General features: G+C 70.3%; 14 protein-coding genes. 7 read left to right on the top strand and 7 right to left on the bottom strand.

What is annotated here, in order from left to right:
• Window positions 1-92: 92 nt before the first annotated feature.
• Together V5E28_RS05195 and V5E28_RS05190 are read right to left on the bottom strand one after the other, a co-directional pair.
• Window positions 93-773 carry a glycoside hydrolase family 25 protein gene (locus tag V5E28_RS05195; RefSeq protein WP_336205201.1) on the bottom strand — a complete coding sequence of 227 codons (681 nt, stop codon included), beginning with the start codon at window positions 771-773 and terminating at the stop codon, window positions 93-95.
• A 291-nt stretch (window positions 774-1,064) separates the two neighbouring features.
• A complete protein-coding gene (locus V5E28_RS05190) occupies window positions 1,065-3,101 on the bottom strand; it encodes a spermidine synthase (protein ID WP_336205200.1) in 2,037 nt (678 codons plus the stop codon).
• 315 nt (window positions 3,102-3,416) lie between these two features.
• Between V5E28_RS05190 and V5E28_RS05185 the strand changes: the two genes are divergently transcribed.
• On the top strand, window positions 3,417-4,778 hold the full coding sequence (locus V5E28_RS05185) for a S8 family peptidase (RefSeq protein WP_336205199.1): 1,362 nt from the start codon (window positions 3,417-3,419) through the stop codon (window positions 4,776-4,778).
• Window positions 4,779-4,911: 133 nt separating this feature from the next.
• Here the strand turns inward: V5E28_RS05185 and V5E28_RS05180 are convergent, their stop codons facing one another.
• Window positions 4,912-5,637, bottom strand: a complete 726-nt coding sequence (locus V5E28_RS05180) for an ABC transporter permease (protein WP_336205198.1) — start codon at window positions 5,635-5,637, stop codon at window positions 4,912-4,914.
• Window positions 5,637-6,383: an ABC transporter ATP-binding protein gene (locus V5E28_RS05175; RefSeq protein ID WP_336205196.1), complete on the bottom strand. Its 747-nt coding sequence runs from the start codon at window positions 6,381-6,383 to the stop codon at window positions 5,637-5,639. Before V5E28_RS05175 ends, V5E28_RS05180 begins: the two co-directional genes overlap by 1 nt.
• Window positions 6,384-6,444: 61 nt before the next feature.
• On the opposite strand from V5E28_RS05175, the gene V5E28_RS05170 reads away from it, so the two are divergent.
• Window positions 6,445-7,095 carry a TetR/AcrR family transcriptional regulator gene (locus V5E28_RS05170; RefSeq protein ID WP_336205195.1) on the top strand — a complete coding sequence of 217 codons (651 nt, stop codon included), beginning with the start codon at window positions 6,445-6,447 and terminating at the stop codon, window positions 7,093-7,095.
• Here V5E28_RS05170 and V5E28_RS05165 read toward each other — a convergent pair.
• On the bottom strand, window positions 7,078-7,389 hold the full coding sequence (locus tag V5E28_RS05165) for a DUF4190 domain-containing protein (RefSeq protein WP_336205194.1): 312 nt from the start codon (window positions 7,387-7,389) through the stop codon (window positions 7,078-7,080). The genes V5E28_RS05170 and V5E28_RS05165 overlap by 18 nt on opposite strands.
• Before the next feature lie 96 nt (window positions 7,390-7,485).
• Here V5E28_RS05165 and V5E28_RS05160 point away from each other — a divergent pair, with 96 nt between their 5' ends.
• Together V5E28_RS05160 and V5E28_RS05155 are read left to right on the top strand one after the other, a co-directional pair.
• Entirely contained in the window at window positions 7,486-7,959 is a 474-nt protein-coding gene (locus tag V5E28_RS05160) for a nitroreductase family deazaflavin-dependent oxidoreductase (RefSeq protein WP_336205193.1), read from the top strand.
• Between the two features lie 54 nt (window positions 7,960-8,013).
• On the top strand, window positions 8,014-8,868 hold the full coding sequence (locus V5E28_RS05155) for an ion transporter (protein WP_336205192.1): 855 nt from the start codon (window positions 8,014-8,016) through the stop codon (window positions 8,866-8,868).
• Here the strand turns inward: V5E28_RS05155 and V5E28_RS05150 are convergent.
• Both V5E28_RS05150 and rpsD read right to left on the bottom strand, forming a co-directional pair.
• Window positions 8,846-9,400 carry a DUF732 domain-containing protein gene (locus V5E28_RS05150; protein WP_336205191.1) on the bottom strand — a complete coding sequence of 185 codons (555 nt, stop codon included), beginning with the start codon at window positions 9,398-9,400 and terminating at the stop codon, window positions 8,846-8,848. The genes V5E28_RS05155 and V5E28_RS05150 overlap by 23 nt on opposite strands.
• A gap of 91 nt (window positions 9,401-9,491) precedes the next feature.
• A complete protein-coding gene (gene rpsD, locus V5E28_RS05145) occupies window positions 9,492-10,106 on the bottom strand; it encodes a 30S ribosomal protein S4 (RefSeq protein ID WP_336205424.1) in 615 nt (204 codons plus the stop codon).
• A gap of 77 nt (window positions 10,107-10,183) precedes the next feature.
• Here rpsD and V5E28_RS05140 point away from each other — a divergent pair, with 77 nt between their 5' ends.
• From V5E28_RS05140 to V5E28_RS05130, 3 genes are all read left to right on the top strand, one after another.
• Window positions 10,184-10,885, top strand: a complete 702-nt coding sequence (locus tag V5E28_RS05140) for a DUF2470 domain-containing protein (RefSeq protein WP_336205190.1) — start codon at window positions 10,184-10,186, stop codon at window positions 10,883-10,885.
• A gap of 83 nt (window positions 10,886-10,968) precedes the next feature.
• Window positions 10,969-11,550: a hypothetical protein gene (locus V5E28_RS05135; RefSeq protein WP_336205189.1), complete on the top strand. Its 582-nt coding sequence runs from the start codon at window positions 10,969-10,971 to the stop codon at window positions 11,548-11,550.
• A gap of 285 nt (window positions 11,551-11,835) precedes the next feature.
• Window positions 11,836-13,887, top strand: a complete 2,052-nt coding sequence (locus V5E28_RS05130; protein WP_336205187.1) for an endo-1,3-alpha-glucanase family glycosylhydrolase — start codon at window positions 11,836-11,838, stop codon at window positions 13,885-13,887.
• Window positions 13,888-13,928: the final 41 nt, after the last annotated feature.

The following is a 13,928-nucleotide window of genomic DNA, read 5'->3' as shown; positions in this document are numbered from 1 at the left end:
CCCCGCCGTCCGGGCCGCTGGTCCGCCGGCGTGCCCTTTCCCGGGCACGCCGGCCCTCGACCGCAGGACGGCCGTCGATCAGGTCCCGGGGATCACTTGCGGCCCAGGGCGCGCAGCTGGTCGATGGTGAGCGCGGACACGTTCTGGTCCACGGGGTTGTCGGAGTACTGGTGGATGGTCCAGGACTTCCAGTCCGCGGGCGTGCTCACGGTGCCCTTGGCCTTGCCGTAGTGGGCGACCCAGAGCGGGTACTCGCTCAGGCCCTTGCCGTACTGGTCGGCGAAGGTGTAGCCGCTGTAGAACAGCGGCTTGACGCCGGTCTTGGCCTGCACGCGCTCCAGCCACTTCTTCGCCCAGGCGTTCACGTGGGCGGTGGACTGGCCGTCGCTGGTCTCCAGGTCGAGGGCGAGCAGGTCGCCCGACTTGGCCGGCTGGCTGTTCACGGCCGACAGGAAGAAGTCGGCCTCGGCGACGGGGTCGTTGGAGGGGTGGCCGAAGTGGTAGGCGCCGCGCACCACGTTGTGCTTGTCCAGCTCCTTCCAGTGGCGGGCGAAGGTCGAGTCCTTGAAGGTCAGACCTTCGCTGGCCTTGACGATGCCGAAGTCGGCGCCGCTGGTGGCCCAGTTGTGCTGGGGCTGGAAGTTGGAGACGTCCTGACCGTAAAGGAAGTTGTCCGCGTGCGCGGGGCCGGTGAAGCCCACGGCCGCCACGGCGGTGGCCATGGCCAGCAGGGCGCCGGCGCGGAAGGTGCGCAGGGTGCTGGAGATGGTCATGCGAGATCCTCCTGGATATGGGGCATCGCGGGGCACGGTAAGCGGCCATGCGCACACGAAGAGCTACAGCGGGACACCTCGCCGGGGCACGCGGCCACGCTGGGGCAGAGGTGCTGGATGGGAGTCGCCGTGGTCGCTCGGTCACCGGAAGGAAAGTCGCGGGCCGGACTCGGGCGCTCGGATATCTACAACTGCGAGACTACCGCCATCATTCCCAAAAGGCCAGGTCAAGCGCTATGTAGCCGGGTAAAATCGAGCCCGGGTACCCGGCAGGCCCGGCCCAGCAGGGCCTCAGGCGAGCGCTCGGCGGGGCAGGAGGGCCAGCGCTCCGAGGTAGAGGACGCCCGCCACGATGAGCAGGGCCTGATAGCCGATCACCAGCGCCAGGTATTCCAGGCAGCCGCCCACCATCGCCCCCAGGAGGTTGGCTCCGAAGGAGGTCGTCGCGTCCGCCGAGTCGGCGAACCGCTTGGCGAACACCACGTTGGCCGCGAAGATCGGAAGGAAGGCGACCGTCACCGCGACGACCGCGCGCAGCGGCAGCGGCAGTGACAGCAGCCACGAATTCGGCACGAGCCAGGCCAGCACGAGTCCCGCGAACAGCACGCCGTACATGACGGGTAGCGGCGGGGTGCGGAAGCGTCGGGTCACCTCCACGGCGGCGAGCACGGCGACGAGGACCCCGGCGAAGACGATCGCGTTGACCACCCAGGTGGTGCCGAACAGCAGCGCGAAGCCCGTCACGCTCTTGGTCTCCAGGAGCAGGAACGCCACCCCGAGCAGGAACAGGTCGGCGTAGGGCCGCATCCGGCGGTAGGGGCCGGCGACGAGGCGCACGGCCAGCAGGCTGACCAGGAGGATCAGGCCGAGCGTGATGAGGTAGAGCCCCGGGATCGTCCGGTCCTTGAGGTAGAGGAACGGCCGGTCGTCACCGGCGGGCGGCGGGCTGCCGGCCGCCGCGCCCGGCCAGTCGGCGGCGCAGCGCTGCGCGGCCGGGGTCGCGCCCGCCGTGATGACCGCCTGCTGGCCGGCCGTGCTGACGACGTCCACGCACGGCTTGTGGCCGAAGGCGTTCTGCACGGTCGAGGCGAGCCGGTCGACCAGCCAGCTCTCGCGGTAGTAGTTGTACATCGAGAAGGCGCCGCCGGGCTTGAGATGCTCGCGGGCGGCCTGCATGGCCTCCTCGGTGAACAGGTAGCTCTCCAGCCGCAGCGAGCTGGCGCCGGACACCAGCGTGAGCGAGTCGGGCAGCGCGAACAGGATGAGGTCGTACTTACGATCCGTGTGCTCGAGGAAGGCCCGGCCGTCGGTGATGTGGGTGGTCACGCGGGGGTCCTGGTAGGGCTTGTCGGGGTGCATGGATGCACCGAGCTCGCGCAGCTTGGGGTCGATCTCCACGGCGTCGACGTGGCGGGCGCCCTTGGACAGCGCGATCGCCACGTCGGTCCCGCTGCCCGCGCCCACGATCAGCACCTCGTCGGGCGAGGCGACGGCCCGCTGGTAGGGCAGGCCGTACTGGGCCTCCAGCCGCAGCCGGGCGTCGGCCGGCACGGCCCGCTGGTGCGGGATGCCGTTGACGGAGATGTCGGTCACCGGCACGTCGAGCTCCACGAACTGCCTGGTGGTGACCTTGTAGTAGGGCGACCAGATGGCTCCGGCGGTGAGGGTCTCGGCCAGCAGCAGGCCGACGACGGCGAGCGAGGGGACGGTCACGAGCGCCAGGTAGTGCAGCCGCGGCCGCGGCACGAGCAGCATCCCGTACGCGATGGCGGCGATGAGCCCCCAGAAGACGGGCGGCGCGCTGAGGAACGACAGGGCGGTGAAGGCGGCGATGCCGGTGAGGCTGCCGATCAGGTCGTAGCGGTAGGCCTCCAGGCGCGGCAGCTCGGGGAAGCACCGGCCGACCAGCTCGGCGGGGCCCATGAGCACCACCGCGGCGGCGCAGAAGATCACCGGCAGGATCAGCCACGCTGGCGGGCCGGTGGTGCCGAGGCTGGTCCAGTAGAGGATGCCTTCGGTGTCACGGTCCACGGTCACCGGGAACATCGTGACGATGACCACCAGGGCGAACAGCACGATCGGCGAGTAGTAGGGCTGCCGTCTGGACCTGCCGACGCGCAGGAATCCCAGCCCGATGCCGAGGAACGAGCCGAGCAGCACGAAGTTGGTGAAGTAACTCAGGTGCACGATGTTGGATCCGGTCCACCGGATCAGCGCGAGCTCGAGGAAGAGCATGAAGGCGCTGGCGAGGATCAGTCTCGGGCGCACCGCCAGCCAGTGAGGGCTCGAGCCGCCGTCTTCGACCGCCTTCTGCTCCAAGAGCGTCATGGTGACTCACCGTATTGAGCTACTCCCCCGCTCGCAAGGGTGCCGCTCACGGTGGCCGCTTTTCCGGAATGCGCCGCCTATTTACAGCGGTGCGCAATTCGCAGGGAAATCCGCGCCGCCCGGGAACCGGACCGGGCGCGGAGTCCGCGCCGACCGCAGCGGGGGTCGCGCCGCACGCGAAACATTTGCTACTCAATTCGCGGGAGTTTATGGCGTTTTCGCAGCCCAGGTGCCTTAAGTGATGGTGGACGCGGCGGGGACGGGTGACGGAATGTTGTGAGGTTCCTTCCCTCCATATCGCCTCGGTGGTGACTCATGCGGGTCCTGATCCAGCTTCGCCCCTCCTCTGACCTGGTCGCGGCGGTCGCCGATCCCGGCCGGACGGCCACCGCGGCCGATGTCGCCGACGGCCTGCCCGGAGTCGAGCTCGACACCGGCTTCGCCCCGGTGGCCCTGCCACGCCCGGTCCCCGCGGCGGCGGGCGGAGACCCGCTGTCGCTCAACCAGCCGCTCGACTTCTCGCTGGCCGCCGAAGACGCCTCCGTCCTGGTGCGCGGCACGATCTCCGACGACGAGCCGGCCACCCGGGTGACCCTGCTGCCCACGCTCCGCCCCGACGTGGTCGGCGTGTTCGCCGACCCTGTCGTGGAGTCCGCGCTCGTCTGCGGCGGTGACGCGCCCGTGGGCTCCTGGCACGACGTCGAGCGGCTGCTCAACGTGGCCGGCCTGCACGCCGAGGGACTCGACGGCGCGGGCGTGCCGCTGGCCGTGCTCGACACCGGCATCAACACCGCCCACGTGGCCAAGCACTCCGGCAGGGACGTCACGCTCGACGCCGCCCGGAGCTGGAGCCCGGCGGGCGTGCCGAGCAGGCCGGGCGAGGCAGAGGTCGACCACGGCACGATGTGCGCCTTCGACGCGCTCATCGGGGCCCCGCGCGCGTCGCTCATCGACATCCCGCTGCTGCGCTCCACCCGCCCAGGCGGCTCGGCGCTCGACGGGCTGCTGTCCGACGCGGTGGCCGCCTTCGCGCACCTGCGCGCGGTGCTCGCCGCGCAGCCCGCCGAGTCCAGGTCCCTCGTGATCAGCAATTCGTGGGGGTCGTTCTCCCCCGAGTGGGACTTCCCCGTGGGTCACTCGGGCAACTACTCCGACAACGCGGCGCACCCGTTCAACCTGATGGTCGCGAGCCTCGACCGGGCGGGCGCCGACGTGCTGTTCGCCGCGGGCAACTGCGGACGCGACTGCGTGGACCGCCGCTGCGCCTTCCCCGACCGGCCCATCACGGGCGCCAACTCCCACCCCAGGGCGCTGTCCATCGGCGGGATCGACGTCAACGGCCGGCGGGTCGGCTACTCCTCACAGGGGCCCGGACGGCTGACCGCCCGCAAGCCGGACCTGTGTGCCTACACCCACTTCTCCGGGTCCAAGGCCTACGGTGACGACCAGCCGGACTCGGGCACCTCGGCCGCGACCCCCGTCGCCGCCGGGCTCGTGGCCGCGGTCCGCACCTTGTGGCCGTCCTCGCGGCTGTCGCCCGCCCAACTCCGCGCGCTGCTGCGCCGCACCGCCGAGGACCGCAGCGAGGTGGGATTCGACTACGACTACGGCTACGGGACGGTGGACCCCGCCGGGATCATGGCGGCGCTCCAGCGCAGGGCGGGCGCGAGTCACTAGCCGACGCCGGCGTCATCGCCCTGTCCTCGTGCACCGGCGGTCTGCCGGCAGGCCGGTGACCGAGCCGGGCCCCCTCGGCAGGGGCCCTGCCGGTGGCGTCCGGCTGCGAGTCCGGCTCGGTCACCGCCGGCCGCTAGGCGGCCTCCCGGTTGAACACCCGGGTGCCGACGGTGAGGCTGAGCGCGGCGAATCCCACGGTCACCACCACCCCGGCCAGGACCGTGCCGGTGAGGTAGTGGCCGCTGAAGAGCTCGCGCAGCGCCTCCAGGGCGTAGCGGAACGGGCTGACGTGCGAGAGCGCGTCGAGCCAGCCCGGCGCCATCGCCATCGGCAGGAAGGCGCCGGACAGCAGGACCAGTGGGATCACCGCGGTGCTCATCACCGGTGCGAACAGCTGCTCGTTCATGGTCAGCGCGATCGCGTACGACAGCGCCGCCAGGCTCACGCCGAGCACCACGATCAGCACCAGGCCGGCCAGCAGTCCGCCGACGGGGGCGCGCAGGCCGAAGGCGTAGCCGGCGGCGACCAGCAGCACGACCTGGATGATCAACGTGACCGCGTTGGCGAGCACCCGCCCGAGCAGCAGCGCCAGGCGGCTGGCCGGGGTGACGCGCATCCGCTCCAGCACCCCGGTGCGCTTCTCGAAGACCACGCCGAACCCGGCCATGCCGGTGCTCATCAGGCCGAGCTGGATGATGAGGCCGGGCACCAGCGTCTCCCAGGTGCCGATCGTGGCGAAGATGGGTCCGAACAGCACGAGGAAGAACAGCGGCTGGATGGCGCCGAAGATCAGGCCCACCTTCTGGCGCAGCGTGATGCGCAGGCTGTGGCGGAACAGCAGCCAGGTGTCGCGCAGCATCAGACCCCCGCCTCCTCGCGCAGTGACCTGCCGGTGATGTCCAGGAACGCCGCGTCGAGCGTGCGCCCGCCCGCCTTGAGCTCGGCCGGGGTGCCCTCGGCGACGATCTCGCCGTGGTCGATGATCAGCAGCCGGTCGCAGAGCGCGTCCGCCTCGTCCAGGTAGTGGGTGGTGAGGAAGACCGTCACCCCCTGCTCGTCGCGCAGTGAGCGGATGTGGTCCCACAGGTTCGCCCTGCTCTGCGGGTCGAGCCCGGTGGTCGGCTCGTCCAGGAACAGCAGCACCGGCTGGTGCAGCAGCGCGAACGCGATGTCGACGCGGCGGCGCTGGCCGCCGGAGAGCGCGCCGCCCAGCCTGGACTCCATCCCCTCCAGATCCAGCATGGCCAGCACCTGGGCGATCCTGGCCCGCGCGTCGGAGCGGCTGAGGCCGTACAGCATGCCCTGGAGCTCGAGCTCGTCGCCGAGCGGGACCGTCGGGTCGACGGCGCCGCTCTGCGAGACGTAGCCGATGCTGCGCCGTACCTGCCTGGGGTCGCCCAGCAGGTCGTGGCCGGCCACCGTGGCGGTGCCCGAGGTGGGCCGCAGCAGGGTGGTCAGCATGCGCATCGTGGTGGTCTTGCCGGCGCCGTTGGGGCCGAGGAAGCCGACGATCTCGCCGGGCTCCACCGAGATGTTCACGCTTCTGACGGCTTCGACGCCGCCCTTGTAGATCTTGCCGAGATCCGCGGTCTTGATCAATTTCATCGCCTCCAAATTTAGAGTAACTCCAATTTTGGAGTGACTGCAAGTTGGGTACGATGAGGACATGGACGAGACGCTGCGGGAGCGTAAGAAGCGCGAGACCAGAGAGCGCATCGCGGACGTCGCGATGGGGCTGTTCCTGGCACGCGGGTTCGACAACGTGACCGTGGCCGAGGTGGCGCGGGCCGCTGACGTGTCGGTCAACACGGTCTTCAACTACTTCGGCACCAAGGAGGACCTCTTCGCCGACCGGCAGGAGCTGGCGGTGGACCTGCCGCAGCAGGTGCTGCGCGAGCGGGAGCCGGGAGAGGGCGTGGTGCGGGCCTTCCGCCGTGACTTCCTCGACGCGCTGGACACGCGCCACTGGCGCTATGGCTTCAACCTGGGCGGCGACATCTTCGCCCGGCTCGTGAGCGAGAGCCCGGCACTGACCGCCAAGGTGCGCGAGCTGCACGTCGAGCGGGAGCTGGGGCTGGCGCGAGCGCTGGCCGAGGAGCTCGAGGCGGACCCCGACGACCTCGCCCCGCACGTGGTGGCGGCTCAGATACTCGACACCACCAGGATCCTGTCCGGCTACGCGTTGACCAGGATGCTCGCGGGAGAGGCGTGGGAGACGATCGCGCCCGACCTCCGGACTCAGGCCGAAACGGCGTTCGGCCTGCTGGAGTCGGGCATCGGCGGCTACTGCGTGCGGCCCCTACAGGCCGCTGGTTAGGGCCGCGCCGCCGATGATGAGGAAGACCACGGCGTAGAGTCCGACGACGGCGATCATGATGCAGGTGCTGACGATGCCGCAGATGCGCCCGGCCTGGACCATGCCGCGGTTCTCGTAGACGTAGCCGCTCTCGTCGATCTCGCGCAGCGCCTTGGTCCCCATGTTCCAGGCGAACGGCCCGAGGATCGCGCAGATCACCAGGCTCAGGATGCCCAGCACCAGGATCGTGGTGCCGTTGGGGTGGGTCTGCGGCGGCGGCCCGTAGTAGGAGGGCCCGTAGTTGGGATAGGACATCTGCGCGAGACCCCTCGTCGGCTGGCGATTAGGTGGGTTTTATACCACAGCGATCGAGAGCGTCGCAGGTGATCGGGCGCTTGCTACACTCCGCCCATGATCCGGTCACTCATGCCCTTCTTCCAGCGGCTGGCGGGGACCGACTGGTTCATGAGGGTGGGGCCGAGGCTCATGCCGAAGCTCGACCGCACGCTGCACCGGCTCACCCGGGGCAAGCTGGTCAGCAGCGGGCTGCTGCCCACCCTGGTCCTCACCAGCACCGGCGCCAGGAGCGGCCTGCCGCGCACCACCCCGCTGGCCTGCCTGGCGGAGGCGGACGGCGCGCTGCTGGTGGTCGGCAGCAACTTCGGCCTCGACCACCACCCGGCCTGGACAGCCAACCTGATCAAGACGCCGGAGGCCGCGGTGAGCTTCAGGGGGCGCGACTTCGGGGTCACCGCGGCGTTGCTGAGCGGCGACGAGCGCGCGGCCGTCTGGCCCGCGCTGATCGAGCACTGGCCGGTCTACGACCGCTACACGGAGAAGTCCGGGCGGCAATTGCGGGTCTTCAGGCTGATTCCTGCGCGTTGATCGTTTTGCGCCATCATGGACGGGCCGTCCTTCCGTCCTGAGGAGCCTGCCCCCTTGCGTGAACGCACCCGTGCCGTCCTGGCGCACCGGCGCTTTCAGCGATTCATCATCGCCGTCATCCTGGTCAACTCGGCCACCCTCGGCCTGGAGACGATCCCCTCCGTCGTCGAACGCCACGGCGCGCTGCTCACCCTCATCGACCACGTGGCGCTCTACATCTTCGTGGCCGAGCTCGCGGCCAAGGTGTACGTCGAGAGGTGGCGTTTCCCGCGCGACCCGTGGAACGTCTTCGACACCGCGATCGTCGCCATCGCGCTCGCCCCCGCCACGGGCGGGCTGTCCGTGCTGAGATCGCTGCGCATCCTGCGCGCGCTGCGCCTGCTGTCGGTGGTGCCGAGCCTGCGCAAGGTGGTCTCCGCCCTGCTGCGCGCGATGCCCGGGATGAGCTCGATCGTGCTGCTGCTCTCCCTGGTGCTCTACGTGGCCGCCGTCCTGGCCACCAAGCTGTACGGCGCGACGGCGCCGGACCGTTTCGGCAGCCTGCCCACCTCGCTCTTCACCCTCTTCCAGACGATGACGGGCGACGACTGGGGCAACATCGCCAGAGAGGTGATGACGCGGCACCCCTCCGCCTGGATCTTCTTCACCATCTTCATCCTGGTCTGCACCTTCGTGGTGCTCAACCTGTTCATGGCGGTGGTGGTGAGCGCGATGGACGAGGAGTCCGCGTCCGAGCGGGCCGAGCTGGAGGCCGAGATCGAGGACGTCTCCGCCGCCTCCACGCAGCGGATCCTCGACGAGCTGGCCGAGCTGCGCAAGGAGGTCGCGGAGCTGCGCGGGCACGTCGCGCCCGGCCGGGGGCCCGGCAAGGGGCGGCCGTCCCGGATCAAGGGGCGCACCACCGCCTGACGGCCTGGACGATCCGGGCCGCCTCCCCGGCGGTGACGTCGGTGAAGCGCTCCTGGGCGTTCTGAATCACCTCGGTGTCCGGCCTGCCGCGCACGATGTCCGAGCACGTGCCGCGTGCCCGCGGCACCGACCGGCCCTCCTCCGCCACCAGCCACGGGGCGATTCCGGTCAGCCGCGCCAGGTACGCCGAGCGCTGCTCCCGCGTCGGCGTGGGCACGCCGGCCATGCTCTGCGCGCCTCCGGCCGGGCTGGACGTGGCGGTGAGCGCGTCCGGCGGCGGCGCGTCCGTCAGGCTGCCCGCCCCTTGCGCGATGGAGGTCGCGGGCGGCGCGGCGTCGGGGGACGGCGCGAGTGTGGAGGCCGCCAGGCCTCCGGCCCCCAGCAGGGCGGTGACGCCGGCGCCGATCAGCGCCGAGGTGACAGGCCCGGGCTTGCGCGACCCGGCCGGCGCGACCGCCTGCGGACCTTCTCCGCGGGCGGCACGCGGCTGTGGAGAAGGGTGAGGTGCGTGGTGCGGCTGCGGAGGACGCATGGTGCGCACATTACGCCGCGTTCCGCATCGTTCGCCCGGTTGCACGGAGACGTGCCGCCCGAAAAGGACGGCACGCCCCATCCCAAATTCGCTAGCGCGAGTAGAACTCCACCACGAGCTGTTCGTCCACCGGGACGACGATCTGCCCGCGCTCCGGCCTGGCCGTCAGCGTGAACGTCAGGTTCGCGTGGTCCACCGAGAGGTACGGCGCGATGCGCTCGTCGGCGTGCACGCCCTCGGCGGCGGCCACGAACGGCTGCATCCTGCGCGACCGCTCCCGGACGGCGATGACCTGCCCGGGCTTGACCAGGTAGCTGGGGATGTCCACCTTGCGCCCGTCGACGGCGATGTGGCCGTGCGTGATGTACTGCCTGGCCGCGTAGATCGACGGCGCCAGACCTGAGCGCAGCACGAGCGAGGCCAGCCGGGTCTCCAGGAGCGTGACGAGCTCGGCGCCCGAGGCGCCCGGCTTGCGCACGGCCAGATCCCAGTAGCGGCGCAGCTGCCGCTCCGACACGTCGTAGTACCAGCGCAGCTTCTGCTTCTCCATTAGCCGCAACCCGTAGTCGCCACTGCTGCGGCGGTTGGTCTTGCGGCCGTGCTCGCCCGGAGGATAGGGGCGCTGCTCGAAGTAGCGGACTGCCTTCTTCGTCAGCGGCACGCCCGCGCGACGCGACAGTCGCACCTTGGGACCGGTGTAGCGCACGTTCACCTCGTGTGGTTAGGTAGTCCTTACTTAGGCGAGGCTAACCTACATTCTGATGAGATCTCAAGGAGACACCCATGCTGCCGATCCCGGAGCGGATCCGTACCCTCGCCGCGACCGCCGGTGTGGCGAGGCTCTCGGTGGACGACGCCCCGTCGCCCGCGCGCGGCGGTGTCGACGAGCGTGGCCGGCCGGTGCTGCTGGTGCGTCAGGGCGAGGCGCTGCACGGGCTGCGCGACGACGCGGTGGCGGCGGTGCACCTGACCGCGATGCGCCGCCTCGGACAGGAGGAGCACCCGCGGGGGCTGCTGGAGGTGCAGGGCTGGGTCCAGGCCGTGCCGGAGCCGGAGGCGCGTTCGGCGGCGGTGGCGGTGGCGGCGCACGACGCCGACGAGGCCCTGTTCGACGCGCTGGAGAGATACGGCGCGCCGGACGCTCCCCGGCTGCTCCGGCTGGACGTGGCCCAGGTGGTCTATCTGACCGGGCAGGAGTCGGGGGTGCTGGACGCCGACGAGTATCTCGACGCCGAGCCGGACCCGCTGGCCGAGACCGCCGAGCGGGTGCTCGCGCACGTCAACGCCGCGCATCGGCCGCAACTCGCGAACGGCGTGGCCAGGCAGCTCGGCCAGCCGGCCGCGGAGGTGTGGCTGTGGGAGCTGGACCGATTCGGGGCGACGGTGCGGGCGGACGGATCGCTGATCCGCTTTCCTTGGCCCGCCCCCGCCAGCACCGGGCTCAGCCTGGAAAGCGCGCTGAGCGGCCTGTTGTGCACATGCTGAGGGCCGGATCACAGAGCCTTACTTGATCACGATTCCCGCCAAGTTGCTCCTTCAACTGTTTCGCGTGACTATCATCGGCCTCTGTGAGACAGACGGAACGGCGCCGGCGGATGCTGCTGACCGCCGGCGCGCTGACCGGCACCCTCATGCTCGTCCTCGCGGGGGTCCTGGCGAGCGGCGGGCCGGCGAGCACCTCGCTCACCCCTGCCAGCATGCCTGACCTGGGGGAGATCGCCCGGCCGTCCAGACTGGGAGCCATCGAGTCCGCACCCACCGGCGTCCGGGCCACCGAGCCGTCACACCGCCCCCTGCCCCGCCGCGACGTCGGCGCCACCCCGCCCCCCTCCGCCTCGCCGTCGCCCTCCTCGCGCTCCCCCATGCGGTCCTCCGTACGCGCCACCGTGCGCCCCACCACGCGCCCCACCACGCGCCCCACCGTGCGCCGGTCGTCCGGGCCGCCGTCGTCCGCGCCGCACCCGTCGGGTACGCCGGAGCCGCTGGTCAAGCCCACGCGCAGCCTCACGATGACGCACGCACCGGACCCGAACACGGCGAGCCTCCTGGAAGGGCGGCCGCCCTCCGGCACCCCGGCGCCCTCCGCCGAACCGACCGCCGTCACGACCAAGCAAGGAAAAGCCGGCAAGCGCGTGCCCGGGCAGCGGTAGACACCCCGCAGGCAGGGTCACGGCCCCCTTGACCCGCCCCTACACGCAGGTTTCGGCGTAGGGCGTGTTACGCGCACGAAAATTCTTCCGAATCGCCCGCTCTGCCTGGGCATACAGAACGTGCCGACGAGCGAACGCTGCGCATTTATGGCCCGTTCCATCCGGATTTAGGCCGCATAACCCTATATTTCCGGACATGAAAAACTTGTGTGGATTGCGGCTTTCGTTACTTGCGTAACAGCTATGGTGATCACGTTCTCCGTCAGGATGCCTCAAGGAGGTCCTTTGTTATCCCATCGACGGGCGTCGCTCGCCGCCTTCGTCGCCATCGTCTGCGCCGCCACCACCGGCATGGCCGCGGCCTCGGCCTCCGTAGCGCCGGTCGACGTCTCGGTCTCCGCGGCCGACGACGTGTTCATCAGCCAGGCGGCTCCCTCCACCGTCTACAGCGACGCCGAGTGGATGTCGGTGTGCGTGAAGACGTGCAACGGCAAGACCGACGGCGAGCGCCGGGCCCTGACCTCGTTCAAGGTGGCCGGCATCCCGGCCAATGCCACGAACGTCACCATGACCCTGCAGGTGCGATCGACCAGGACGACCGACACCACGGTCTCCGCGCACAAGGTGACCGGCACCTGGTCGGAGTCCACCACCTCGTGGAACAACCGGCCGACGTTCGGCTCGGCGCTGACCACGCTCACCGGCTTCACCGCCGACAAGGTCGCGGCCTTCGACGTCTCCAAGGGGTACACCGGCAACGGCACCTACTCCTTCGGCCTGACCGCGTCCAAGGGCGTGGTGGCGGTGCTGTACTCCTCGCGCACCTCGGGCAAGGGGCCGACGCTCAAGATCAGCTACACCACGGGTACGGCCACCCCCACGGCCAGCCCCACCGGCACGCCCAAGCCGACCGCCACGGCGACCCCGACGCCGAGCGCCACCCCGACGGCGACCCCCACGACCAGTGGTGAGTGCCTGCCGTTCGACAAGCCTTCGGCGTCCGCGCTGCGCGCCTACGGCAAGAAGGTCTTCGCCTTCTACTTCCCGCCGTACCCCTTGTCGGTGGACAACAAGGACCCGGCCAAGGACCAGCACGCCTCCTGGCTCGACCCGCTCGGTTCGGGCGGCATGTACGCCGCGCAGGGCGGGCACTCGCGCGACCGGCCCCTCCCCCGGCCGATCCGCACGGGTGACTGGCGGCAGGCCGACTTCGAGGTGGAGGTGCGCCAGGCCATCGCGGCGGGCCTCGACGGCTTCATCTACGAGCACCACACCTCGGCCTCGGACCAGCGCTTCAACCAGTTCCCCAAGATGCTGGCCGCGGCCAAGGCGGTCGACCCGGGCTTCCGGATCATGCTGAGCCCTGACTTCCCGACCGCCAAGGGGGCCGCGCACGACAAGGTGATCTCCGACATCCTCATGGCCAAGGGACACCCGTCGCTCTACCACCTGCCCGACGGCACCATCCCGCTGGCGCCGTTCTACCCCGAGCGCCAGGCTCCGGCCTGGTGGGACGAGCTGCGGACGAAGCTGGCCGCGCAGGGCATGAAGACCGTCCTCGTGCCGATCTTCCTGGACTGGAGCGGCTCGGGCAAGACCGAGTGGAACAACTCGGTGGCGGGCTACTCCTCCTGGGGCGTGCGCTGGCAGAGCTCGACCGACGGCTACCGCAAGTCCGGCATCGAGGCCACCAAGCGCGGCAAGTTCTACATGGCCCCCGCGGCCCTGGAGGACGTGCGTCCGCGTGACAAGCGCTACTGGGAGCCGTCCAACAGCGGCACCCTGCGGCAGTCCTTCGTCAAGGCACAGGAGGGCGGCGCGGACATCATCTCCCTGCTCACCTGGAACGACTACGCCGAGTCCTGGCTGGCCCCCTCGGTCGAACGCGGCTACGCGCCGATGGACCTGGTCGCGTACTACACGACCTGGTTCAAGACCGGCAAGTACCCGGCCGTCGAGCGGGACGCGCTGTACTACTTCCACCGCAGCCACCACACCGACGCGCCGTTCGACAAGACGAAGCAGACCATCGGCCCGATCGCCATCCCCTACGGCGACAAGGCCACGAACGACGTCGAGCTGGTCGCGTTCCTCAAGGAGCCCGGCACCATCAGCATCAAGCAGGGCACCGACGTCCAGACCAAGGAGGTGACCACCGCCGGCATGGTGTCGTTCAAGGCGCCGCTGAAGCCCGGCACCACGCCCGTCTTCGAGCTGAAGCGGGGCGGCAAGGTCATCCAGACGGTCAAGAGCAACACGCCGATCAAGGAGAGCCTGGTCTACCAGGATCTGATCAACCACGCGGGTGGCGGCTTGTCCTGCAAGCGCCCCCTGTAAGCAGACAGCTGTAACAAGGAGAGCGGTCCTCCCGAATCCGG

The organism is Nonomuraea sp. LPB2021202275-12-8, assembly GCF_037044575.1.
Classification (GTDB): Bacteria; Actinomycetota; Actinomycetes; order Streptosporangiales; family Streptosporangiaceae; genus Nonomuraea.
This window is presented reverse-complemented; position numbering and strand designations above follow the sequence as displayed.